At 35.3% G+C, this 24,374-nt stretch carries 30 protein-coding genes; all 30 read left to right on the forward strand.

All coding sequences use genetic code 11. From position 1 onward, the window contains the following. Positions 1-76 precede the first annotated feature (76 nt). Positions 77-898: a hypothetical protein gene (locus H8718_RS02025; protein WP_249331335.1), complete on the forward strand. Its 822-nt coding sequence runs from the start codon at positions 77-79 to the stop codon at positions 896-898. 20 nt (positions 899-918) lie between these two features. Further along, positions 919-1,419 carry a YqeG family HAD IIIA-type phosphatase gene (locus H8718_RS02030; RefSeq protein ID WP_249331336.1) on the forward strand — a complete coding sequence of 167 codons (501 nt, stop codon included), beginning with the start codon at positions 919-921 and terminating at the stop codon, positions 1,417-1,419. After that, positions 1,400-2,263: a shikimate dehydrogenase gene (gene aroE / locus H8718_RS02035; protein WP_249331337.1), complete on the forward strand. Its 864-nt coding sequence runs from the start codon at positions 1,400-1,402 to the stop codon at positions 2,261-2,263. The genes H8718_RS02030 and aroE overlap by 20 nt, the downstream gene beginning before the upstream one ends. 66 nt (positions 2,264-2,329) lie before the next feature. Continuing rightward, a complete protein-coding gene (locus tag H8718_RS02040; protein ID WP_249331338.1) occupies positions 2,330-2,785 on the forward strand; it encodes a type II secretion system protein in 456 nt (151 codons plus the stop codon). Between the two features lie 17 nt (positions 2,786-2,802). Then, the gene (locus H8718_RS02045; RefSeq protein WP_177669440.1) at positions 2,803-3,300 is read left to right on the forward strand and encodes a shikimate kinase; all 498 of its coding nucleotides are present in this window, start codon (positions 2,803-2,805) and stop codon (positions 3,298-3,300) included. Positions 3,301-3,319: 19 nt separating this feature from the next. Beyond that, on the forward strand, positions 3,320-3,805 hold the full coding sequence (gene aroQ, locus H8718_RS02050) for a type II 3-dehydroquinate dehydratase (protein ID WP_249331339.1): 486 nt from the start codon (positions 3,320-3,322) through the stop codon (positions 3,803-3,805). A gap of 157 nt (positions 3,806-3,962) precedes the next feature. Continuing rightward, on the forward strand, positions 3,963-5,048 hold the full coding sequence (locus tag H8718_RS02055) for a M24 family metallopeptidase (RefSeq protein WP_249331340.1): 1,086 nt from the start codon (positions 3,963-3,965) through the stop codon (positions 5,046-5,048). Positions 5,049-5,121: 73 nt separating this feature from the next. After that, complete coding sequence (efp, locus tag H8718_RS02060; protein ID WP_177669444.1) at positions 5,122-5,679, forward strand: elongation factor P; 558 nt, start codon at positions 5,122-5,124, stop codon at positions 5,677-5,679. A gap of 135 nt (positions 5,680-5,814) precedes the next feature. After that, positions 5,815-6,759, forward strand: a complete 945-nt coding sequence (spoIIIAA, locus tag H8718_RS02065) for a stage III sporulation protein AA (RefSeq protein ID WP_249331341.1) — start codon at positions 5,815-5,817, stop codon at positions 6,757-6,759. Further along, positions 6,753-7,271, forward strand: a complete 519-nt coding sequence (locus H8718_RS02070) for a stage III sporulation protein AB (RefSeq protein ID WP_249331342.1) — start codon at positions 6,753-6,755, stop codon at positions 7,269-7,271. The genes spoIIIAA and H8718_RS02070 overlap by 7 nt, the downstream gene beginning before the upstream one ends. Before the next feature lie 13 nt (positions 7,272-7,284). Next, a complete protein-coding gene (locus tag H8718_RS02075; protein ID WP_177669450.1) occupies positions 7,285-7,482 on the forward strand; it encodes a stage III sporulation AC/AD family protein in 198 nt (65 codons plus the stop codon). Positions 7,483-7,493: 11 nt separating this feature from the next. Next, positions 7,494-7,877, forward strand: a complete 384-nt coding sequence (gene spoIIIAD / locus H8718_RS02080) for a stage III sporulation protein AD (RefSeq protein WP_177669452.1) — start codon at positions 7,494-7,496, stop codon at positions 7,875-7,877. Between the two features lie 16 nt (positions 7,878-7,893). Beyond that, complete coding sequence (locus H8718_RS02085; protein WP_249331343.1) at positions 7,894-9,066, forward strand: stage III sporulation protein AE; 1,173 nt, start codon at positions 7,894-7,896, stop codon at positions 9,064-9,066. Between the two features lie 14 nt (positions 9,067-9,080). Continuing rightward, positions 9,081-9,653 (forward strand): stage III sporulation protein AF, encoded by a 573-nt coding sequence (locus H8718_RS02090; protein ID WP_249331344.1) that lies wholly within the window; start codon positions 9,081-9,083, stop codon positions 9,651-9,653. Between the two features lie 18 nt (positions 9,654-9,671). Further along, positions 9,672-10,385 carry a hypothetical protein gene (locus H8718_RS02095; protein ID WP_177669458.1) on the forward strand — a complete coding sequence of 238 codons (714 nt, stop codon included), beginning with the start codon at positions 9,672-9,674 and terminating at the stop codon, positions 10,383-10,385. Between the two features lie 14 nt (positions 10,386-10,399). Further along, positions 10,400-11,122 carry a SpoIIIAH-like family protein gene (locus H8718_RS02100; RefSeq protein WP_177669460.1) on the forward strand — a complete coding sequence of 241 codons (723 nt, stop codon included), beginning with the start codon at positions 10,400-10,402 and terminating at the stop codon, positions 11,120-11,122. 184 nt (positions 11,123-11,306) lie between these two features. Then, on the forward strand, positions 11,307-11,699 hold the full coding sequence (locus H8718_RS02105; protein WP_177669462.1) for an Asp23/Gls24 family envelope stress response protein: 393 nt from the start codon (positions 11,307-11,309) through the stop codon (positions 11,697-11,699). A 54-nt stretch (positions 11,700-11,753) separates the two neighbouring features. Next, positions 11,754-12,155 carry a transcription antitermination factor NusB gene (gene nusB, locus H8718_RS02110; RefSeq protein WP_249331345.1) on the forward strand — a complete coding sequence of 134 codons (402 nt, stop codon included), beginning with the start codon at positions 11,754-11,756 and terminating at the stop codon, positions 12,153-12,155. Positions 12,156-12,157: 2 nt separating this feature from the next. Further along, complete coding sequence (gene xseA / locus H8718_RS02115; RefSeq protein ID WP_249331346.1) at positions 12,158-13,357, forward strand: exodeoxyribonuclease VII large subunit; 1,200 nt, start codon at positions 12,158-12,160, stop codon at positions 13,355-13,357. A 4-nt stretch (positions 13,358-13,361) separates the two neighbouring features. After that, the gene (gene xseB, locus H8718_RS02120; protein ID WP_177669468.1) at positions 13,362-13,595 is read left to right on the forward strand and encodes an exodeoxyribonuclease VII small subunit; all 234 of its coding nucleotides are present in this window, start codon (positions 13,362-13,364) and stop codon (positions 13,593-13,595) included. Further along, positions 13,585-14,460 carry a polyprenyl synthetase family protein gene (locus tag H8718_RS02125; protein ID WP_177669470.1) on the forward strand — a complete coding sequence of 292 codons (876 nt, stop codon included), beginning with the start codon at positions 13,585-13,587 and terminating at the stop codon, positions 14,458-14,460. Before xseB ends, H8718_RS02125 begins: the two co-directional genes overlap by 11 nt. 9 nt (positions 14,461-14,469) lie before the next feature. Next, positions 14,470-14,916, forward strand: coding sequence for a divergent PAP2 family protein (locus H8718_RS02130; protein WP_177669472.1), 447 nt, complete (start codon positions 14,470-14,472; stop codon positions 14,914-14,916). Between the two features lie 92 nt (positions 14,917-15,008). Next, positions 15,009-16,883 (forward strand): 1-deoxy-D-xylulose-5-phosphate synthase, encoded by a 1,875-nt coding sequence (gene dxs / locus H8718_RS02135; protein WP_249331347.1) that lies wholly within the window; start codon positions 15,009-15,011, stop codon positions 16,881-16,883. Further along, on the forward strand, positions 16,883-17,686 hold the full coding sequence (locus H8718_RS02140; RefSeq protein ID WP_177669474.1) for a TlyA family RNA methyltransferase: 804 nt from the start codon (positions 16,883-16,885) through the stop codon (positions 17,684-17,686). The genes dxs and H8718_RS02140 overlap by 1 nt, the downstream gene beginning before the upstream one ends. A gap of 13 nt (positions 17,687-17,699) precedes the next feature. Continuing rightward, on the forward strand, positions 17,700-18,560 hold the full coding sequence (locus H8718_RS02145) for an NAD(+)/NADH kinase (protein WP_249331348.1): 861 nt from the start codon (positions 17,700-17,702) through the stop codon (positions 18,558-18,560). Positions 18,561-18,569: 9 nt separating this feature from the next. Next, on the forward strand, positions 18,570-19,022 hold the full coding sequence (gene argR / locus H8718_RS02150; protein ID WP_177669995.1) for an arginine repressor: 453 nt from the start codon (positions 18,570-18,572) through the stop codon (positions 19,020-19,022). Between the two features lie 16 nt (positions 19,023-19,038). Next, a complete protein-coding gene (recN, locus tag H8718_RS02155; RefSeq protein ID WP_249331349.1) occupies positions 19,039-20,730 on the forward strand; it encodes a DNA repair protein RecN in 1,692 nt (563 codons plus the stop codon). 123 nt (positions 20,731-20,853) lie between these two features. Further along, complete coding sequence (gene spoIVB, locus H8718_RS02160; RefSeq protein ID WP_249331350.1) at positions 20,854-22,038, forward strand: SpoIVB peptidase; 1,185 nt, start codon at positions 20,854-20,856, stop codon at positions 22,036-22,038. 120 nt (positions 22,039-22,158) lie between these two features. Continuing rightward, the gene (gene spo0A / locus H8718_RS02165; protein ID WP_177669482.1) at positions 22,159-23,016 is read left to right on the forward strand and encodes a sporulation transcription factor Spo0A; all 858 of its coding nucleotides are present in this window, start codon (positions 22,159-22,161) and stop codon (positions 23,014-23,016) included. A 172-nt stretch (positions 23,017-23,188) separates the two neighbouring features. After that, positions 23,189-24,175 (forward strand): tyrosine-type recombinase/integrase, encoded by a 987-nt coding sequence (locus H8718_RS02170; protein ID WP_249331351.1) that lies wholly within the window; start codon positions 23,189-23,191, stop codon positions 24,173-24,175. The last annotated feature ends 199 nt before the right edge of the window (positions 24,176-24,374 follow it).

A 24,374-nucleotide genomic window follows, 5' to 3' on the forward strand; every position in this document is an offset into this window, starting at 1 on the left:
TTTAAATAGAGGTTTAAAAAGAATTATTATAATGGTTAGTATATCTTTAATACTTGTTGTATTTGGGGTTTTAAAGATGAGTGTATATGATACTAAAGCACAACAAGAAGAAGTATTAGGTCAACCTTTAGAACGAAGCTTAAGTGATGCAGGTGAATTATTGCAGCTTTACAAAAAACAAAAGAAATTGATAGAAAATGAAGCAGTTACGAGAACAGTAGGATTAGAAGCAGGTAGCGTAAGAGCTATAGAACTTTACAGTATGAGACCAAGAGAAATAGATTTAGAGTATACCATAGAGGTGACAATGGAGGTACCTATATCAAATGGAGATAGAAAGTGTATCAAACAAAAATATGATATAGTCATGGATAAAAGTATACCTAGTAGTCTGGCTGCCAATATGAAAAGTATAGTAAAGACCAGTCCGTTTGTGAGTCATGCTACAGAGCAAGTGGCTTATACGGATGAAATCAGCGTAAAAGAGCAGAATAAAATTAAAGAAGTTTTATCTCTTTTATTAGCTAAGGACCAAGCGTTTTTTAAAAATTATGAACGGAGTTGGTTAAAAGGATATGAGGAATGGGTAAAATTCCTCACGCAGGCACCTGCTTTTTATAAGCAAATTAAAATAGATGAAAGGGCTTATAGGGAAAACTACAGCTTAAATTTATCACCTTATGGGTTAGAAGATGAAACGATTAGGTGGGATATGGATCAAATAAGTTTTCATATAGGGCCTGCTACGACTAAAGACTTCAAATACGTATGTGTAAATATTCCAGCAGAAGTATTGCGCGATTATCATAATAAGCTATACTATAATTACGAATATTTAGTGACATTAAATAAGGAGGCTGTTACAAGTATAAAGTTTATAAAGAAAGAGCCTCTTTAATAGAGAAAGGAAATGACAACATGTTGAGAAAGCTTTATCCTAAACTTTATTTAGGTTCTATTTTTGAACTGGACCTAGAAGCATTAAAAAAAGAAGGTATTAAAGGACTTATATTTGATATTGATAATACACTGGTACCTTATGATGTAGCAGAGCCAACAAAAGAGATTATTGAACTTTTTAATACACTTAGAAATGAAACATTTAAAATATGTTTGATGTCTAATAATGTAGAAGATAGAGTAATGCGCTTTAACCAAAATTTAAAGGTATTTGCTATCCATAAATCGGGTAAACCACGTATTAAAAGTTTTAAGCGTGCATTAGAGTTAATGGATTTAAGTAAAGAAGAAGTAGCTATTGTAGGTGATCAAATCTTTACAGATGTTTATGGAGGAAATAGAATGGGGGTTAAGACCATTTTGGTTCAGCCGGTAAGTGATAAGGACGAATGGATGACAAAGATTAAGAGGGGACTTGAGCAAAGGGTGATTAAACTTTATGAAAAACATGGCAAATAAGAGAGCAGTATGTGGTGTAATAGGTAATCCTATAGGGCATACTTTATCGCCACTTATTCATGATACATTAGCAGCACATATGGGACAAGCTTTAGACTATGTCCCGTTTTTAGTAGAATCAGCACATTTAGAGGAAGCGATTAAGGGAGCACGTGCTCTGAATATAAAGGGGTTAAATGTGACGATGCCTCATAAAAAAGAAGTTATGGAGTATGTAGAAGCATTAGATGAAATGGCTAAGAAGGTAGGGGCAGTCAATACACTTGTAAGTACCGAGACAGGCTATAAAGGCTATAACACAGATGCTATGGGGCTAAGAATGGCATTAGAATGTCACCATTTAGATTATGAAAATAAAAATGTAGCAATCATTGGAAGTGGAGGAGCAGCCTATGCCAGTGTAGTAAGTGTTATGGATAAGGCTAAGAGTGTTCATGTTTTTAACCGTACAAAGGCCAATGCACAGCTCCTTAAAGAGCATTTTGAAGAACAAGATTATAATAAGATAGAAGTATATAGTGAAGAAGAACTACCTAAAGTACCTATTGATTATGTGATTCAAACAACAGGAGTAGGTATGGGAAAATTAGAAAATCAAATACCAAAATGTACAGGCACCTTGCTTAAAACGGCTAAGATTGCTGTGGATTTAATTTATAATCCAGACGAGACATGCTTTCTTAAGGAAGCAAAAGAAAAGGGATGTTTAACACTTAATGGATTTGATATGTTATTTTATCAAGCGGTTTTAGCTTATGAGCTCATGCATCATTGCACACTGGAACGTACATCTTTAGAAAATATCAAGCGCGGCATTATAAATCAGCTAGAGCAAATGAAGTAAATTTGTTAGAGAAATTGATGAGATCATTCAATAAGATAGACAAATGAATTGATTAGGATGATAGCAATGAATAAAAAGGGTTTTACATTAATAGAGATGGTAACCGTTATAGCTATTATAAGTATTGTGAGTATGATATTTGCAGGAGGATATACTTATCAGACTAGGCAGGAGATGAAGCGATTTGCTGAGCATATTGGAGAAACAATCCAAGTCATGCAGCAAAAAGCTTCCATAGAAAATGCAACATATGCTTTAAGTAAAGGTGTAGAAAAGGACAAGAACTACATGGAGGTTATAGGTAAACGAGCGCGTATTTTACAATATGAAGTGCCGAGTCAGTTTAACGTAGAATTTAAAAGAGATTCTGTAGATGCTTCAAAAATAGAATTTGCACAAGATATGTCACCCTCTTATGCGGGAACCATTATCGTTAAGCATCGCTATTTACCTTATCAAATTAGAATAACTGTAAGACCTGTAACAGGACTTGTAACCATCTATCCGTTAGAAGAAATATAGAAAAGGATTAACTAAAGATGAATAACATTTATTTAATTGGGTTTATGGGGTGTGGCAAGAGCACCCTTGCCAAGAATTTAGCGGAAGCATTAAATATGCATTGTATGGATTTAGACCAGCTTATTGAAGCGAAGGCAGGGCAATCTATTCGTGAACTTTTTGATGAAAAAGGGGAGGAATATTTTAGAGACTTAGAGACCTACTATCTAAAAGAAACAAGTAACCTTAAAAATACTATTGTTTCTACAGGGGGTGGAGCTGTAGGGAGAGAAGTGAATAGACAGTTTCTAAAGGCGCAGATGACTTTTTATTTAGAATGGCCATTTGAAGTACTTTATAGCCGGATAGCAGGAGATGAAAAGAGACCACTCTCAAAAAGTTATGAGCAGTTATTAGAACTTTATCAATATAGACGTGCGCTTTATGAGGAAAGTGCAGTATATACTATAGGTTGTCAAGATGAGACGCCATATTTACTGGTAAAAAAAATCATAAAACTTTTACAGGAAAAATAAGAGAAAGGAAACAAAACAGATGAGGATTGCAGTAATTAATGGGCCTAATCTCAATTTTCTAGGCATACGTGAGCCACAAATTTACGGATATGAGACATTAAAAGACTTAGAGCATATGCTTAAGAATGAAAGTGAAAAATATAAACATATGCTTAAGAATGAAAGTGAAAAATATAAAGGAGTAGAATTGGAATTTTTTCAGTCAAATAGTGAGGGAGCACTTATAGATTTTATGCAGCAATGCTATTATAATAAGGTAGATGGGATTATTATGAATCCTGGAGCACTTACCCACTATAGCTATGCCCTTGCAGATGCTATTAAAAGTGTATCTATTCCGGTAGTAGAAGTACATATTTCAAATATTCATGCAAGAGAAAGTTTTAGAAGTCATTCAGTAACAGCCGCTAATAGTATAGGTATTATTGGTGGATTTGGATTTGATGGTTATACTATGGCTTTGGCAGGGCTTGTAAAATATTTAAATCAAAAAAGTAAAGAATGAATAAGAGGAAGTTACTTAAAAGAAATAAAAAATTGAGAAGAAGCAATAAGGAAGTATAAAGAAAGAGATAACTCTAGGCAAGTACTGAGTATTGAAAAGGATAAAGAAGAGAAGACTTATAGCTAAATATTGAAAATAAAATAAAGGAGAGAGTAAGATGATAAATAAAAGAGTTCAAAAATTAAGAGAGCAAATGGAAGCTTTAAATCTAGATAGTATACTTATTTCAAATCGTTCAAATATACGTTATTTAAGTGGTTTTACAGGTTCAAGTGCACTTGTTTACATTACAAAGGATAAACAAATTTTGATTACAGATTTCCGTTATATTGAGCAGGCTACTATGCAATGCCCAGAATTTGAAATTGTAAATCAAACTACAAAGGGATTAATTGGAACAGCTATGGAAATTGCTGAAAGTCATAAGGATAAGCATATTGGTTTTGAAAGTGATCATACTAATTATAGTACCTACTTATCACTTAAGGAGCGTAGCTGCTTTAATTTTGTGCCAACAAAAGAAGTGGTAGAAAACCTTCGTCAAATCAAAGATGCAGCTGAAATTGAGAAATTAAGAGAAGCTGAAAGAATTGGTGATCTAGCCTTTTCACATATCATTCCTTTTATTACAATGGAGTATAAAAATGGTTTAACTGAAACAGATATTGCCCTTGAACTTGAACGATTTATGCGTATGCATGGTGCAAGTGGTAACTCATTTAATCCTATTGTAGCAGCAGGTAGCAAGTCTTCACTTTGCCATGCTGTACCAGGTAAAGAAACTTTACATGAAGGTGACTTTGTTGTGATGGACTTTGGTTGTATTTATGAAGGATACTGTTCTGATATGACACGTACTGTAGTGATTGGCCAACCATCTGAAAAGCATCTTGAAATCTATAATACGGTTTTAGAAGCGCAACAAGCAGCACTTGCAGCAATTAAGATAGGCATGAAGGGTAAGGAAGTAGATGCTGTAGCAAGAAAAATTATTGCAGATGCAGGTTACGGCGATTACTTTGGACATGGACTAGGACATAGCGTAGGTATTGATATTCATGAAAATCCGAGATTCTCAGTAGCTGAAGAACGTACTATAGAAAAAGGCATGGTACTTACTGTAGAACCAGGAATCTATCTTCCAGGTTTTGGTGGAGTACGTATTGAAGATATGGTAGTTGTAACAGAAGAGGGCATAGAAAACCTTACACATTCTAAAAAAGAGCTTATCATTATAGAATGATGCAAAAAATCGTTGAAAAATCTAATAATCTAGTTTACACTATATTAGGAAAAACACATTAGGAGGAAAGCCCATGATTCAAGCAGGCGATTTTAGAAACGGCGTTACCATTGAATTTGAAGGTAACTTATATCAAATTATTGAATTCCAACATGTAAAACCAGGAAAAGGTGCAGCGTTCGTACGTTGTAAAATTAAAAACATAAAAACAGGCGGTGTGGTAGAAAAAACATTCCGTCCATCTGAAAAAGTACCAAAAGCTCATATCGACCGTAGAGATATGCAATACTTATACTCAGATGGTGAATTATATCACTTCATGGACGTAGATACTTATGACCAAATTGCTGTAAATGCAACAGCAATCGGTGATTCTTTAAAATTCGTTAAAGAAAATGAAATGGTTAAAGTTATTTCTCACCAAGGTAGTGTATTTGGTGTAGAACCACCAATCAACGTTGACCTTCAAATCACAGAAACTGAACCAGGTCTTAAAGGTGATACAGCACAAGGTGCTACAAAACCTGCAATCGTTGAAACAGGTGCAAGAGTAATGGTTCCATTATTCATTGAACAAGGTGAAATGATTCGTATTGATACACGTACTGGCGAATACATGGGTCGTGCATAAAACCTCATATTGAGCGTGAACTTAGGCATACAAGATTTTATATCTTGTATGCCTTTTTTTCTTGTTGTTTTTTAGTTCTACTGAGACAAGCTTAAGCATATAGTAAAGTATCAAATTATACAAAGGAGGAACTTTATGATAGAGAACAGCATTTTAGAGATTATGCCTATAAATCTCAAAAGTATGCTTCTTGAAATAAAAGATCCTATATGTAATAGTATTCAGGAAATGAGGGTAAGAGCTTATAAGCCGATCATCGTACTTGTAGAGGGAAAAGAATATGGGTTAAGTAACAAGGGTCTTGACCAAGTAGGAGCAGGCTATGTGGCAACGCTTCAAGATGTACAAGCTATTTTAAAGTTTTTAAGTGGATATTCCTTATATGCCTTAGAAGATGAGCTGAGGCAAGGGTATGTCACCATTCAAGGCGGACATAGAGTAGGACTAGTAGGCAAGACTGTAATAGAGGAGCAGAAAGTTAAAACACTTAAATATATAAGTGGACTCAATATTCGATTCTCACATGAAGTGCTTGGATGCAGTGATAAGGTCCTGCCTTATCTGCTTTCACGGGATAAGGTTTATCATACACTTATTGTTTCACCACCTAAGTGTGGCAAGACCACTTTATTACGTGACCTTATCCGTAATTTAAGTAATGGCTTTAGTGGGTTTGGCCCCTATACAGTAGGAGTAGTAGATGAAAGATCAGAAATAGCTGGCTGTTATATGGGTGTACCACAAAATAATATGGGCATGCGTACAGATGTACTGGATGCCTGCCCAAAAGTAGAAGGTATGCGTATGCTACTTAGGGCTATGGCACCAGATATTATTGCAGTGGATGAAATTAGTAGTAAGGCAGATATGGAGGCTATAGAAGAAGTACTAGGAGCAGGTGTAACCCTCTTATGCAGTACACATGGGAAAGACCTGGAAGATTGTATGAAAAAGCCAGTACTAAGTAGCATGCTTGAAAAGGGGTTGTTTGAAAAAATCGTTGTGCTTTCTAATAGAAGGGGCCCATGTACTGTTGAAGCCATAGAAGATGTCAGAAAAAGCAGGGTGAAAGTATGTTAAAAATCTTAGGTATTTTAATGGTTTTTACAGGTTGTAGTTTAACAGGGATTATGATTGACCTTAACTATAGAAAAAGAGTTAAGGAACTAGAAGAATTGATTTATGCATTAGAATGCTTAAAGGGTGAAATCAGCTATAAATTATCTCCCTTGCAAGAAGCGAGTGCTATCATAGGGCAGCAGATGAGATATGGTATAGGAGAGATTTTTACCACTTTTGCAGGACATCTTAATGAAAAGAGCATTGATGATGTGTACACCTTATGGCAAAAATCCTTAACATCAACGGCTTATAGCCTGCATTTTAATGAAGATGACTATAACAAACTCGATGAGTTCGGTAGGGGATTAGGATATTTGGATAAGCATATGCAAGAGGTTAATATTGAACTCTATTTAAGCAAATTTAAAAACATCTTGGACAAGGCACTTAAAGAGCAGGAGAAATCAAGCAAACTTAGAACAGGGATGGGCATTTTAATTGGTGCCTGTATCAGTATACTGATTATTTAGGAGGAGAGAAAAGATGGATCAAATGATAGAGCTTTTAAAAATTGGGGGCCTTTCAATGGCGGTTATGTTTATGAGTATGATTTTAAAGCAGGCGGGTAAAGATTCTTATGCCAATATGGTATCGCTAGGAGGGACAGCCCTTATACTCATTATTATTGCGAACTATATTTTACAGCTATTTGAAGTGGTGGAGACCATGTTTATGTTCTAGGAGGTAGAAAGATGGAAATTATGAAACTGGTTGGCTTCGCGCTAGCAGCTGTAATTCTTACCCTCTTTATTGGGGAACAGCATAAAATGTCGGGGAATCTCATTCGTATTTTTGCATGTAGTTTGTTACTCATTTTACTTTTGCCACAGCTGCAAGTGATTTTTGCTATTATTAATGATCTATCCACAAAGATGAGTCTAGAAGATACTTATCTTAAGATTATATTTAAAATTATCGGGATTGCGTATATTGCTGAGTTCGGCTATCAGCTTTGTAAAGATGCAGGAGAGTCAGCTATAGCGAGTAAGGTACAGTTAGCAGGAAAGGTACTTATTTTGGTACTTGCTTCACCTATTGTGCTGGCACTTATTGAACTTATTACGCAGTTAATTTGATAGACGGGGGAGTCATATGCAAAAGAGGATAATAGTACTTATAAGCTTTTTACTTGCTATGGTATGCTTATGCTTACCTTGTATGGCAAAGGAAGAATCCCAGCTTTCTACACAAGGCATTTTGCAGCAGCAATTTGACCTTTTAAACTGGGAGGAAATCAAGGAACTTGAAGACCAACTGAAACAATCTGTACCCTATATGCAAGACTTTAATCTAAGTGAGCAGGTCACAAAGTTGATTACTGGGGAAGAACGGTTTTCTTTACAGGAAATTATGATGCAGATAGGACAGCTCTTCATCAAAGAATTTAATACATATTTTAAAATTATCTTAAGATTTATTTTAATTGTTATCTTATGCAGCATCTTGCAAGTGCTAAGTCAGTCCTTTCAGTCCCAAAACACGACAAAGGCAGCTTTTCTCGTGTGCTATGTACTTGTTATTTATACCCTTACACAATCTTTATTTGTCATTGTAGAGTTAGCTCAAAGCACCATCTCTAACTTGTTTCAAATGATGCAAGTTACACTTCCAACCTTATTGGCTTTTATGGCAGTGTCGGGCTATATTACATCATCAAGTGCACTAGCGCCTGTTATTATTGGGGCATTTAATATGATGACTTTTTTCATTCAGAAGATTTTGCTTCCTGTCATCATTAGCATTATAGTGCTGCAAGTCGTTAGTACAATGAGTGAAGAAATCAAAGTAGATAAGCTGGTAGGCCTTTTTTATAAAGGGATGAAATGGCTTTTGAGGGGAACACTTGTTTTAAGTATTGCCATTATGGGGATTTATAAGCTAACGCTTCCTTATGTAGATGTAGCGATTAAGAAAGGTGCAATTAATCTTTCTACAGCTTTTATTCCGATTGTAGGCGATGCAAGTCGTGGGGCGCTAGAATTTATTATGTCTTGTAGTGCACTTATTAAGAATGCTTTTGCTATAGGCGTTATTATATGGGTTGTACTCATTGCAGCCATTCCACTGATTAAGATTTTAAGCCATGTGGTGCTCTACCATATTGCAAGCGCTTTAATTCAGCCTATAGGTGATAAGAAAATGGCTGAGATTGCGACAATTCTAGCTAAGGGGTGTGAATTTATTTTAAGTGCAGTAGGTATTGTAGTGGTGCTGACCATTGCTTCGATGATTATCTGTGCAAGCATAGGAACAAGTATGACATAAAGGAGGGGGATAAGATGAAGCAGTATTTAATGATGATTATATGGACTATGTTATTTGTTATTGTAGTAGAAATGATTTTTCCATCTTCAGATTTAAAGAAATATTTAAAAATAGTACTTGGATTTGTAATGGTCTACATGATTGCCAGTCCTATGATTAAACTTATCACCAGTACCCCTCTTTTAGAAGCGGGTAGCCTATCAGGCTATGTACAGTTTTATGAAACGCAGTTTAGGGAGGGGAAGTATACACCTTATGAAGAAGAGCGCAAAAAACAGGAGGAAAGTATGCTCACTATTTATAAGGCGCAGATAGAAAATCAGTTAAAGAGTCTTATAGAAACAAGCTTACCTGTAGAGGTCGAAGCACTTTCAAGTAAAGCAACTCTTGATGGAAGCCATTTTAATTTAGAAAGTCTAGAAATAGAAGTAGCTTTGAAGGAGGAAGGGGGGCTAGTGGGGATAGGTGATAAGACGGAGAGTTTGGTCCTTGATCAGAGTGCATTAGAAAAAGAAATAAAAAAATGCATAAATAACTTCTATAACGTGGACAACACTAATATATATATTATAGTACAAGATAGTTAAAGTAGGGGAGGAAATGAAGTGGTAGATAAAGAAGATGAAAAGAGACAATTTACCATTAATGTAGGCAGCATTAGTCAACTCGAACAGCCTGTAAGAGAGCGAGTCAATCAGCAAATAGCCGCAGGGCAGGGGCAGGCTAATAAGAGCGAGGAGAAGGGTAAAAGTGGCAGTAAGGATAAACCAAAACTTAAGGCCAACACCACCATAGGGGTTGCCCTTCTGGGAATTGTTATAGGAGGCATACTCCTTACTTATTTGCCAGAACCGGCCAAAACGGTCATTAGTGAAGGTACAGAAATGGTACAAGTTAGCTCAGGAAACACAGGTAGTACAGGACAAATGACTTATGAAGAATTACTCGAGATAAGAATGGAAGAGATTTTAGGAAATCTTGATGGTGCTGGCAATGCCAAAGTCATGATTACAACATCAGGGTCAACTGAAAAAGTAGTGGCAGAAGAAGTGGTTCAAAACAAGCAAGGTACAGAGGAAACAACTGGGTCAGGCACAAAAAAAACGAGTGAAAAAGAAGATGTAGAGCGCAAAGTGGTGATGGAAAAGGGCGGAACACCTTTCATCATCAAAGAAAACAAGCCACAAGTTGAAGGTGTACTTGTTTTAGCAGAAGGAGCGGATGATGTGAATATTAAAAATGCCATTATACAATCTGTGTCATCGCTCTTAGATGTTCCAGTACATAAAATAGCTGTCTATAAGATGGTCAATAATTAAGAGGGGGTTCTTATATGTTTCAGTTTAAGAGAAATCAGGTTATTGTAACAGTACTTGTTTTTATGATCGCTATTGCAGCGTACCTAAGTTTAACAGAAGCACCAGCTAACTTAAGCGTTCCAGATATGAATGAAGCAACTATTCCAGTTGCAGACAGTGAACTTGATCAAGACTTCTTCGATGAATATGGTGTGATGGAAACACTTCCTCCAGATGAAATGGAGGATATGGAGGATATGGATGGGTTAAGTGTAGAAGTATCTACACCAGATGCTGCAGTAGGAAGCAAAGAAGTTGTTATTGCTAACAAAACTAATAAAGATGTAGAAGAAGAAGGGCTAACAGATCAAAAAGTAGTAGAAGTAAGCTACTTCGCTGAAGAAAAAATGCTTAGAGAGCAATCAAGAGCTGAGCAAATTGAAAAGCTTAATGAGTATGTAGCAGATCCAAATCTTGATAAAGATTCAAAAGCAAAAGCTGCTGAAAGTCTTTTAACCATTCAAGATCGCATTGAGAAAGAAGCAGGTGCTGAATCACTTCTTCGTGCAAAAGGCTTTAAAGATGTCTTTGTAAGAATGGATAAAGATACAGTAGATGTAGTCGTTAATAAAGATGATGCTTTAACAGATGAAGAGATTGCTCAAATTGAAGAAATCGTTCAAAGAAAAACAGGTTATTCAGTAGGTAAAATCAAAATATCTTGTTTAAAAGTGAATAATCAATCAGCATCTAACTAATACATATACGGGTCAAGGGGTAAAAATTTACCTTTTGGCCCTTTTTTCGTACAAATCTAATTTGCAACTTTTGTATATTTTGATATAATAAGTATAAAAGTACATATTCTTTAAATGCCCAAGGTGTATGATTAGTTTGCAAGTTGGGTATTTATATAAATAAAGAAAATGGGAGGCAATTACTGTGGAAGAAAATAAAGTAATCGATGTAGATTTAGATAACAAAGAAGTAGGCGAGGTTCAAATTGCTGATGATGTTATAGCAGTAATCGCTGAAATTGCTGCATTAGAAGTAGAGGGTGTTTATGCAATCGCAGGTAACAAAAATGATATCGTTCAAACAATTAGAGGCAAAAAAGCTTCAAAAGGTATGAAAATTGAAGTAAGTGATCATGAAGTATTTGCAGACCTTTCTATTGTGGTACAATACGGTGTTAAAATACAAGAAGTATGTTTAAAAGTACAAGAAAAAGTGAAAAATTCTATTGAAACAATGACAGGACTTGACGTACAATCTGTAGATGTACATGTAGTAGGTGTTGATTTTTCAAAAACTAAAGCGCAAGAAGAACACTAAACACAGTGAGCTAACCTCTTTTTGGGGTTAGCTTTCATTAATGAGGAGATAAAAATGACAAGACGTGAAGCAAGAGAACTTATAATGAAAATGCTCTATGAGATGACTTTCCATCCAGAAAAGGATGCAAACCTTTTATTAGAAGGTTACACACAAGATATGAAAGGTAAAGTAAAAGACTTTATCGTAAATGAATTTAACGGTGTATTACAGCATCAAGAAGAAATCGACTCTATCATCGAAGCGAGCAGTACAAACTGGTCCATAAACCGTATTGCAAAAGTAGACCATATGCTTTTACGCATGGCAGTTTATGAACTGAAATGGGGAGAAGATATCCCACAAAAAGTAGCTATTAACGAAGCCATTGAAATTGCGAAAGTTTATAGTACAGATAAATCACCAAAATTCATCAATGGTATACTTGGAAATATTGCGAAATCAATTGAGGAGTAAGAATGAAACGAAAAGTTGTAGCTGTATCCGAGATTAATAGATATGTAAGTCATTTATTAGAAGAAGACTATCTTTTATCTGATGTATGGCTTTCAGGTGAAATATCCAACTGTAAATACCATCAGTCAGGTCATATTTACTTTACAATCAAAGATGAGCGTGCAGGCATCAGTGCAGTGATGTTCGCCAAAGATGCAGCTACCTTGGATTTCACCTTGAAGGAAGGCCTTAAAGTCTATGTAAGAGGGCGTATTTCCCTTTATGAGAAGACAGGGCAGTATCAGTGCTATGTGATTGAAGTAGAAAAAGAGGGCAAGGGTACTTTATACGAACAGTTTGAAAGACTTAAAAAGCAGCTTGAAGAAGAAGGGCTTTTTGACCCAAGATATAAGAAGCCTCTCCCAACTTATCCGCAGAAGGTGGGGGTTATTACTTCAAACACAGGTGCAGCCATTCAAGATATTTTGCAAGTTTCAAAAAGAAGAAACAACGCCATTCCTATTTATATTTATCCTACAGCAGTTCAAGGGGAGTACGCTACAAATGGTATTGTAAGTGCCATTGAACGTGCTAACCAAGATGGGCTAGTAGATGTGCTCATTGTAGGACGAGGTGGTGGGTCTATTGAAGACTTATGGAGTTTTAATGAGGAAGCAGTAGCACGTGCTATTTTTGCTTCTAAAATTCCTATTGTTTCGGCTGTAGGACATGAGATAGATTTCACCATTTCTGATTTTGTAGCAGACAAACGTGCGGCTACACCATCAGCAGCGGCTGAAATTGTTATTCCAGATAAAGAAAGCTATCTTCTTAAAATTGATAGGTCTAAGGAACTTCTTAAGCATCATTTAACAAGGCACTTAGATCTAGAAAAAAGAAGGTTAGAACAGCTCTTATCACGCCCGATTTATCAAAATAAACAAAAATATTTTAGAGATTTAATGATTCGAGTAGACTATAGTGAAGAGCAACTCATAAAGGCCTATACAAAACATCTTACTTTCACAAGAAATGTCTTAAATGATAAGATTACCAAGATGGAAAAACTCTCACCTCTTCTTACATTAAAAAGAGGTTATAGTGTTACAACTACTAAGTCGGGTGAAATGATTACACATAAGGATCAAGTAGAAGTAGGCGATTACATTAAGGTAGCACTTAAAGAGGGGACTTTACATGCAGAGGTAGTAAAGAAAGGATAAGGTTATGGCTAAAAAAATAGCAAAAAACTTTGAAAGTGCAATGGAAGAGCTTGAAAAGCTTATTTATAGCTTAGAAGATGGCTCACTTTCACTTGATGAAAGTATTAAAACTTATAAAAAAGGTATGGAACTTGCAGCTTTTTGCAGTGAAGCACTTCAAAAGGCAGAGCAGGAAATATATGTACTTGAGCATAATGCAATAAGTAAAATGAATGGGGAAGATAATAATGGAGAATAAACTGGAGCTTTATAGGGAAAGAATAGAAAACCAGATTAAAGAAGCCATTCCAAATAATCATGGAAGTTTTGGGGAGCTTTATGAAGCCATGGCTTATAGCCTTTATGCAGGTGGCAAACGTATTCGCCCATTACTTATGCAGCTTGCTTATGAAGCAGTAGGGGGAAAAGAAACCATTACCCCTTATTTGTGTGCAATTGAGATGATTCACACCTATTCACTTATCCATGATGACTTACCTGCTATGGACAATGATGATCTTAGACGTGGTAAGCCAACCAATCATAAAGTATTTGGAGAAGCAACAGCTATTCTTGCTGGAGATGCACTCTTAAATGGTGCTTTTGAAATGATGTTAGAAGATGCACTTAACCAGGACGATATGAATCGTGTTAGGGCAGCACATGTTTTAGCAGAGGCAAGTGGTGCTAGAGGTATGATTGGTGGACAAATTCTGGATATGCAAAGTGAAGGTAAGCAAATTGATAAAGATACTCTAGATAGTATTCATCTACATAAAACAGGTGCACTTATTGCAGCAGCCGTTCATATGGGTGCGCTATTAGGTGGCGCTTCATCTAATGAAGTGACAGCCCTTACGTTTTATGGTAAGTATTTAGGAAAAGTTTTTCAAATTATTGATGATGTGTTAGATGCTACATCAACAGTAGAAGAATTAGGGAAGCCTATTCATAGTGATATGAAAAATGAAAAAAATACGTATTTATCTTTCTACGATGTAGACACTTGCTATAGTATTGCAGAGGAACTTACAACGAAAGCGATTAAATGCTTAGAACGTGTAGAAGGTGATACATCCCTACTTGAGCATGTGGCATTCAGCCTGGTTCAAAGAAGGAATTAGGGGGCAAAAATGAAACAATTAACACAGCTTTTTAGCAATGATCTTTTAATGGTAGCTTTATTAAGTTGGTTTATTGCACAAGTACTAAAGGTCATTTTAACTTTAATTAACGATCATAAACTTGATCTTAATAAACTTGTCTCTTCCGGTGGAATGCCTAGCTCACATAGTGCTATTTCTACTTCGTTAGCTATTGGTGTTGGTCAACTTCATGGGTATGATAGTGCAATTTTTGCAGTAGCAGCAGTACTAAGCTTTATTGTTATGTATGATGCAGCAAATGTGCGTTTAGAAGCTGGTAAACAAGCAGCACTTTTAAATCGTATTATTGACGTGATGCAGGACCCTAATGTGACACTAGAAGTAAGACTTAAAGAATTACTTGGACATACACCACTTCAAGTTGCCGCAGGTGCTGTACTTGGTATTGTAACTGCATTAATTTTTATACCATAATGTTAAAATGACAATCTTATGGGTTGTCATTTTTAGTATGATTAATAAATATGAATAAATTTACAATAAGTAATTAATGAAAGTGTGAGAACATGCTAAAAATATTAGATAGTATTAAAAATATAGAGGATCTCAAGAAGATAGATCAAGAAGAACTAGGCTTTTTAGCAAGAGATATACGTCAATTCTTAATACAGTCTCTTTCTAAAACAGGTGGACATTTGGCATCTAATTTAGGTGTTGTAGAACTTACCATAGCACTTCATTATGTTTTTAATTCGCCAGAAGATAAAATGATATGGGATGTAGGCCACCAGGCTTATGTGCATAAATTATTAACAGGTAGAAGAAAAGGGTTTAAGACTTTAAGAAAAACAGGTGGAATGAGTGGATTTCCAAAACGTAAAGAAAGTAAACATGATGTATTTGAAACAGGACATAGTTCAACTTCTATTTCAGCTGCACTTGGAATGGCTATCTCAAGAGACCTTAAAGGAGAGAATAGTCACGTTATTGCTGTTATAGGAGATGGGGCTTTAACGGGTGGTATGGCTTATGAAGCACTGAATAATGCAGGTAGAGGGCATACGAATCTTATTGTTATTTTAAATGATAATGAAATGAGTATTTCAGAAAATGTAGGTGGTATGAGTAGACACCTTAACCATATTCGTTCGAGTAAAGATTATTTACGTGCAAAAGAAGGCGTAGAAGATGTGTTAAAACGTATTCCAGCTATAGGTGGTCAGTTAGTAGGCGCTGTGCGTAAGACAAAAGATGGTGTAAAGACTTTTCTAATTGAGCATACATTGTTTGAGGAAATGGGCTTTACATACTTAGGGCCTATAAATGGACATAATTTTAATGACCTTATTGAGATTTTAGAGAATGCAAAAGAGATGAAGGGACCTATTTTAATCCATGTGAAAACAGTTAAAGGTAAAGGGTATAAACCAGCAGTGGAAAACCCAAGTAGCTATCACGGAGTAGGACCATTTGATATTAAAGCAGGGGTAGCACCTAAAAAAGCAGGCGGCTATACTTTTTCAGATGCTTTCGGCTATGCTATGGTAAGTTTAGGTGAAGAAGATGAAAAACTTATAGGGATTACAGCAGCTATGGCAGATGGTACAGGACTGAACCATTTTGAAAAGCAGTTTCCTAAACGTTTCTTCGATGTAGGTATTGCAGAGCAGCATGCTGTAACTTTTGCAGCAGGACTGGCAGCTACAGGTTTTAGACCAGTATTTGCAGTATATTCATCTTTCTTACAACGTGCCTATGACCAGATTCTTCATGATGTATGTCTTCAGAATTTACCTGTTATCTTTGGAATAGATAGGGCAGGTCTAGTGGGTGAAGATGGCGCAACACATCAAGGTATATTTGACATTGCTTATTTAAGCCATATGCCAAATATGACAGTACTTTCTGTCAAAATGCCTGAAGAGATGGAAGGGGCGCTCCGTTATGCGAAGCGTCTTAATAGCCCAGTAGCCATTCGTTATCCAAGAGGAACTGTGAAGTTAGATCCTAAGTACCAACTTAAATATGATGACGTTCGTATGGTAACTTTAGAAGAAGGTCAGTCTGTTTGCTTACTGGCAACAGGTAAGATGGTAGAACAAGCATTAAGAGTAAGAGAAGCCTTATTAGATTTAGGTATAGAAGCAGCAGTTGTAGAAGCACCTTGTATTGTGCCAATGGATGAGGAAGGTATTCAGACAGTGGCTAAAACGTATGATTATATCTTCACAATGGAAGACCATGTGAAAAAAGGTGGCTTTGGTATGCAAGTAGGTGCCTTTATGTTAGAACATGGCTTAAAAGCTAAGCTGCATAACTTTGCCTATAAAACAGGTATTGTAGAGCATGGAGATATTCCATCTTTATTAGAAAGTGAACACTTAAGTGTATTAGATATGGTAAGTACAATTACAGAAATGATAAAGGAAGAGAGAGCATAATGGCAGATAAAGAAAGACTCGATATTTTGATTGCGCAAAGAGGCCTTGCGGAATCACGTGAACGTGCTAAAGCTTATATTATGGCAGGCGTTGTGTATGTAAATGGACAAAAAGAAGATAAAGCAGGACTTAAGGTCGATGTGACAGCATCTATAGAAGTACGTGAAAAAATGCGTTATGTAAGTCGTGGTGGATTTAAACTTGAAAAAGCAATGGCACAGTTTCCTATTGAACTTGAAGGGAAAACTTGTATGGACGTAGGTGCTTCAACAGGTGGTTTTACAGATTGTATGCTTCAAAATGGTGCAGTAAAGGTCTACTCTATTGATGTAGGATACGGACAGCTTGCTTGGAAGTTAAGAGAGGACGAACGTGTTGTATGTATGGAAAAAACAAATATGCGTTATGTAACCCATGAACAGATTCCAGAAGAAATCGACTTTAGTTCAATCGATGTATCTTTTATTTCTTTGACAAAAATCTTACTTCCTGTCTATAATTTAATTAAAGAGGGTGGAGAAGTAGTAGCCCTTATTAAACCACAATTTGAAGCTGGTCGTGAACAAGTTGAAAAACACGGTGTTGTAAGAGATCCAAAAGTGCATAAACAAGTTATTCATTTAGTATGGGAATATGCAAAGAGCATTGGTTTTAGCATTCGTGGGCTTGATTTTTCACCCATTAAAGGACCAGAAGGAAATATTGAATATTTAATTTATCTTAAAAAAGCAACAGAGGAGCTTCCATTAGAAACGGACACACTTATTGAAAAAGTGGTGAGTGCATCACACGATACATTATAGGTAGGTGGGGAGTATGAAACATATTGGGATTATACCCAATCTTTTAAAAGATAAAGATTTAGAAACAACAAAGGTGGTCATAAGTTGGCTTTTAGGACATGATTTTAATGTTTATATGACACAGCATATAGGTTCCTTACTCGATGAATCTATTCAAACCTTAGAAGAAGAGCATCTTTATGAAACCTGTGAGGTCCTTATTACCATTGGTGGAGACGGCACTATTTTAAGCGTAGCACAAAAAGCTTGTTTATATGATAAACCTATTATAGGTATCAATTTAGGTAGACTAGGCTTTTTAGCAGATGTAGAAATGTCTGAGATAGACCAGTTCTTATCAAAACTTTTAACAGATGATTATACAATAGAAGAACGTATGATGCTTATGATCAAAGTCATTGACCCATCAGGAGAGGCACATAAATTTTATGCGCTTAACGATGCCTATGTTGCAAGGGGGAGTTCTTCAAGAATTTCAGAATTCGAGATTAAGGTGAACGAACATTTTCTAGATCTTTATCCAGCAGATGGTATTATTATTGCTACCCCTACAGGTTCAACGGCTTATAATCTTTCAGCAGGAGGACCTATTGTAGCACCATCAGCTAGTCAGATAATGATTACCCCTATCTGCCCGCACTCCATTTATTCAAGAGCGGTTATTGTAGCTGATACAGATGCTGTGCAGATTAAAACTAATAACTATGATGGTACCACGCTTGAGCTTGTAGTAGATGGTCAGATGAAAATGAATATTACTCCTATGCATTTTATTGAAGTAAGAAAAGCACCTTATACAACAAAACTCATTAAGCTTTCTGACTTGCATTTTTTTGAAATCTTAAGAAAAAAAATAGTGGAGAGGCGTAAATAAACTATGGGAATGAAAGAACAAAGACAATCGAAAATATTAAGTCTTATTCAAAAACAAGAAATAGAAACACAAGAAGAACTTGCAGAAAACCTTGAAAAAGCAGGGTTTAAAGTAACACAAGCCACAGTGTCTAGAGATATTCGTGAGCTTAAGCTTACAAAAGTTGCAGGTAAAAATAATGCTCAAAAGTATGTAGCATTAACCAACTATGAAAATCAAATTTCAGAAAAAGTCATTCGTGTTTTTAAAGCTGGTTTTGTATCTATGGATGTAGCGCAAAATATTTTAGTTGTCCGTACTTTAACAGGTATGGGTAATGCTGTAGCAGCAGCTATTGATGGCTTTAATTATGAAGAAATTGTAGGAACACTTGCAGGAGATGATACGATTTTCTGTGCGATTCGTAATATAGAAGAGATAGGTGACGTGATTGCCAAGTTTCAAGAAGTATTAAACTCATAAGATAAGGAGTGATAAAATGCTTACGTGTTTACATGTTAGAAACATTGCTCTAATCGAAGAGATTACACTGAATTTGCATCATCATCTTAATATTTTTAGCGGTGAAACAGGTGCGGGAAAATCTATGCTCATTGACTCTATTCAATTTGCTATAGGTAACCGTACTTCTAAACAAATTATCAGGAAAGGTGAGCAGTGTGCTTATGTACGCCTCACTTTTGAGGATGATAAAGGACTAGGAATTGCTTACTTAGAAGAAAATGGTTACCCTTATACACATACAACTATTGAAATGGAACGCATTTTATATGTATCAGGGCGAACAGTTTATAAAATAAATGGTATTACATGTAATAGACAAGTGGTGAAAGATTTAGCAGCACTACTTATAGATGTTCATGGTCAACATGAACCTCAATCTTTATTAGATGTGTCTACCCATGTCCATATGTTAGATAGCTTTGGAGACGAAAAGTTTCTTCATCTTAAGGAAGCTTATAAAACACATTATGAGCGCCTTATGAATTTGAAAAATGAACTAAGTAAAATCAGTACAGATGATCGTAAGAAGCTACAGCTCCAAGATATGCTAGAATTTCAGATTAATGAAATTGCTGCATGTAAACTAAAAACTCATGAAGAAGAAGAACTTAAAAGTCAATATGAGATTTTATCCCATGCAGAGAAGATTCTTATGCAATGTCAGAAGGCTTATGATGCCCTAGAGGCAGATGGGCATCACGCAGGTGCTATAGAACTTGTAGGCAAGGCAACACAACATATACAAGATGTTAGCCATATTAATGAAGAATTAGGGAGCCTTCATGCAAGGCTTTTAGCAGTAGAAGCTGATCTTCAAGATATTACTTATCAAGTAAGACGTTTTGCAGACCAGATTGAATATTCACCAGAACTCTTACAAGAAATTCAGACAAGACTTGATACAATCTATAGACTAAAACAAAAATATGGTAGTTCTATTAGTGAAATTCTAGTATATAAACAAAACTGTGAAAAAGAGCTTGAAGAGCTATTAGGTAGCACGCATAATAAAGAAAAATTAGAGCAGGAAATAGCAGATTTAGAAAATAAATTAAATACTATTGCATTAGAACTTACAGAAGGCAGAAAAAATATTGCTGAGAGTATAGAAGTACAAATTAATGAGCATCTGCATGACCTTCAAATGCCCCATGCACAGTTTAAGGTGGCTATACAGCAAAGTGAAATGTTTAACCGTAATGGGCAAGATGAAGTAGAATTCCTCATTCGTACTAACTTAGGTGAAGATATGCATGGACTTGCAAAAATTGCATCAGGTGGGGAAATCTCAAGAGTAATGCTTGCTATTAAGACCGTCCTTGTACTAGGTGATAGTATAGAAACTGTTATTTTTGATGAGATTGATACAGGTATTAGTGGGCTTGCGGCGCAGAAAGTGGGCGAGAAGCTAGCAGTTATCTCAAGAGCAAGACAGGTTATATGCATTACGCATCTCCCTCAGATTGCAGCTATGGGAGACCGTAACTATTTAATCGAAAAAAGTGCTGTAGACAATCAGACTAAAACACAGCTAATGACACTACCAGATGACAAGCTTCAAGAAGAACTTTGCCGTTTAATGGGTGGTTTTATTACAGAGAGTACTTTAAAAAGTGCAAAAGAGCTTAAAGAATCAGCAAATCGTTATAAACAAGGCATCGCATAAGCGATGCTTTTTTTATATGTAAATCTTACCTTGTCAACCTATCTTGAAGCTGAATAATTGTATTTTAAAAAGGAGAATTTAAACATATGACAGCAAAATAGGACAGATAGGATGTGGCAGAAAATGAAAGACAATCAAAAACTTAAGAAATGGTTCTGTTACATATCACTAATACTTCTCTTTATGATATGTAGCCCAATGATTATTTCTAAATTCTTACCTAACCATATTCAAATTGCACAAGGTACAATAGAAGAGGAACTTTTTAAATGGCCGTTTAAGGCACAAAAAGATACTAATGATGATTTAGAGCTTTCTTTACTTGGATACATTCCTATTAAAACCGTTAATGTAGAAGTTGTAAAGCCTAAGGTACTAGTCCCTTGTGGGAATCTTATTGGTGTAAAGGTAGAAGCAGAAGGCATATGTGTTCTGGGTACAAGCTCTTTTACATCAGGAGGGAAAGAAGTATCTCCATGTAAAAATAAAATAGAAAAAGGAGATATTATTTTAGAAGTAGAGCATGTTCCTCTAAAATCAAAGGAGCACTTTAGAGATCTAATTAAAGAAAATGAAGATCAAGATATAATGCTTAAAGTAAAACGTCGAGAGGAAGTTATGGAAGTTGTTTTAAAACCTGAGTACTGTGAAAATGAAAGCAGTTATAAATTAGGCTTATGGGTAAAAGACAGTACACAAGGTATTGGAACAGTTACCTATTTTGATCCAGAAACTAAAGTATTTGGTGCACTGGGTCATGGCATTAATGATGCCGATATAAAAAGATTGCTACCTATTAAAGCAGGAGAGGTGACAAAGGCTACTATTACAGCTATTAGAAAAGGAGAAAAAGGAGAACCTGGTGAACTTAAGGGAATTATTGAATATACACCAAGAAATATATTAGGTAATATTGAAACCAATACAGCACTTGGTATCTTTGGAACGCTTAATAAGAGAGGAGAGGCACTTTTTATAAAAAATGCGATGCCTATTGCTTATCAAAATGAGATAGAAGAAGGTCAGGCAGTAATTTTAAGTAATATTATTGGGGATGAAGTCAAAGCATATAGTATAGAAGTTAGAAAAGTAGCACGTTATACAAGTGAGCCTGCAAAAGGAATGATTATAGAGATTACAGATCCAAGACTTTTGGAAATGACCAATGGGATTATACAAGGGATGAGTGGTAGCCCTATTATACAAAATGGTAAATTAATAGGAGCAGTTACCCATGTTTTCATTCAAGACCCTACAAAAGGGTATGGGATTTTCATCGAAAATATGATTAATAATGAAATAAAATAGAGATACTGTAAAAAAAATAAAATATTCCAGAATATGGTATTGATTTAAAGTTTAAAATTAGATATAATATTATTATATTTCGGTAAAATATTGGAGTTTATACAGGTAGGGGGAGTCGTTTTGCAGGAAACAAAAATAAAAATCGTATTGGCTGATGACAATAAAGATTTCAGTCAGATTTTAAGAGAATTTTTGAACAAACAAGAAGATATGGAAGTAGTAGGGTGTGCGGCTAATGGAGTTGAAGCATGTGAACTGGTAAAAAGTTGTGAGCCAGATGTGCTTATTTTAGATGTAATTATGCCATATTTAGATGGAATTGGTGTTTTAGAAAACATTCAATTGATGAATAACATTAATAAACCACTGGTTGTGATGCTTTCCGCAGTGGGACAAGATAAAATTACAGAACGTGCATTAGGCTTAGGGGCAGCATATTATATTGTGAAACCATTTGATATGGATACGCTTACAATGCGTATTAGACAGCTTAAAGCTATGACAGGTGGTTCTATTCAAACTAAAGCAGACACAATGACAACATCTGCCTCAAGTTCAGCTATTTTATCTACAAATAATAATAGTAGCATGGGTATGAAGGCGCAAAGGCCAGTTGTCACTCAACATAGCCTTGAAACAGAAGTGACAAGTGTTATTCATGAGATTGGTATTCCAGCACATATTAAAGGTTATCAATATTTAAGAGATGCGATTATTATGGCTATTAATGATATGGATATTTTAAATTCTATTACCAAACAACTTTATCCATCCATTGCTAAAAATTATAATACAACACCAAGTCGTGTAGAACGTGCTATTCGTCATGCTATTGAAGTAGCATGGAGCCGTGGAAAAATGGATACTATTGATAAACTCTTTGGTTATACTGTAAACAATGGTAAGGGAAAGCCTACTAATAGCGAGTTCATTGCACTTATTGCTGATAGATTAAGACTTGAGATGCAAGTAAGTTAAAGTATTGGGAATGCTAGATTTATGAGCAATAGTGACACCAACTAACATTTTTATAAGTTGGTCTATAAGCGGATTTTTTCATGTCTAGGACAACTAACATTTTAAGAATATACCTATAAACTCTCTTGATTTATTGGATAGCATAAATTCCAATAGTTAGGAGAGTTTTTGCATGTTTACAGAATTCTTTTATCAAGTACAAGATTATTTAGTTTATTGTAGAACGAAAGGATTAGCCGACAAAACGATTAAATCTTATGAGCAAAGCTTAGGATTGTTTGTAAGATATTGTGAAGAGGAACACAAAATTGAAAAAGCACAGAAGGTAACAAAAAAAGTTGTTGTAGAGTATCTGACATATGTAAGGGATAGAGGAAAGTATACTACAGTATCTGATGAGCTTAGTAGAAAAAGTAATAATCCTCATAATAGAGCAGACTTAGGGAAAAGGGTGTCAGTTGCTACTGTTAATAATTATCTGAGAAATATAAAGGCATTTTATACTTATTGCATGGAGTTCCAAATTGTTAAAAAGAATCCAACCGATACATTAAAAGCAATGCCTAATAAGAGAAAAGCAAGGGATTTTATCTCCGATGTACAATTTAAGATGCTATTAAGAGCATTTAACTTATCCTCTTTTGTAGAATTTCGAGATTATACGATTACAAATCTTTTGATGGATTCAGGAATGCGTATAACAGAATGCCTACTTATCAAGGTAGAAGACCTAGATTTAAATAAGCGAGCTATATTTCTTCCAGCACAGAATACAAAAGGGAAAAAAGATAGGCTAGTGTATTTTTCAAATGAAATGAACTTATTATTAAAGAGATGGTTGAAATATAAGGATATTTACACAAACAGTGAATATCTTTTTTCTACACAACAAGGAAATTGCTTTAAGAATGCTGTGTTTGAAAAGAATTTCAAAAATTATTGTAATCGAATAGGATTAAAGAATGTATCACCACATACATTAAGAAATAATTTTGCCAAACGCTTCTTAATGAACGGAGGCAATATTTTTACGTTAAGTCAAATATTGGGGCATAGCAGTGTTACAGTAACTGAGCAGGCATATTTAGATTTAACAGATGAAGATATTAGACAAAGCTATCAGGACTTTAGTCCATTGGCGAAGATGAGAAATAGATAAAGTAAGGGGAATATACAGGTCAGGCATTGTGCATGGCCTCTTTTTTTTACCCATTTTCCTACATCATTCACACTTTATTCAAATTTAATTCATAAAAGCCTCATAATTGCCTCAAAAACGCTTCATAAAGGCCTCATAAAAGCCTTAAAAAGGCCTCATTCCAAGGACAAAAATACACTTTATGATTGTTCTTGTAGCG

This window comes from Zhenhengia yiwuensis (assembly GCF_014384995.1).
In the GTDB taxonomy this organism is placed as follows: Bacteria; Bacillota; Clostridia; order Lachnospirales; family Cellulosilyticaceae; genus Zhenhengia; species Zhenhengia yiwuensis.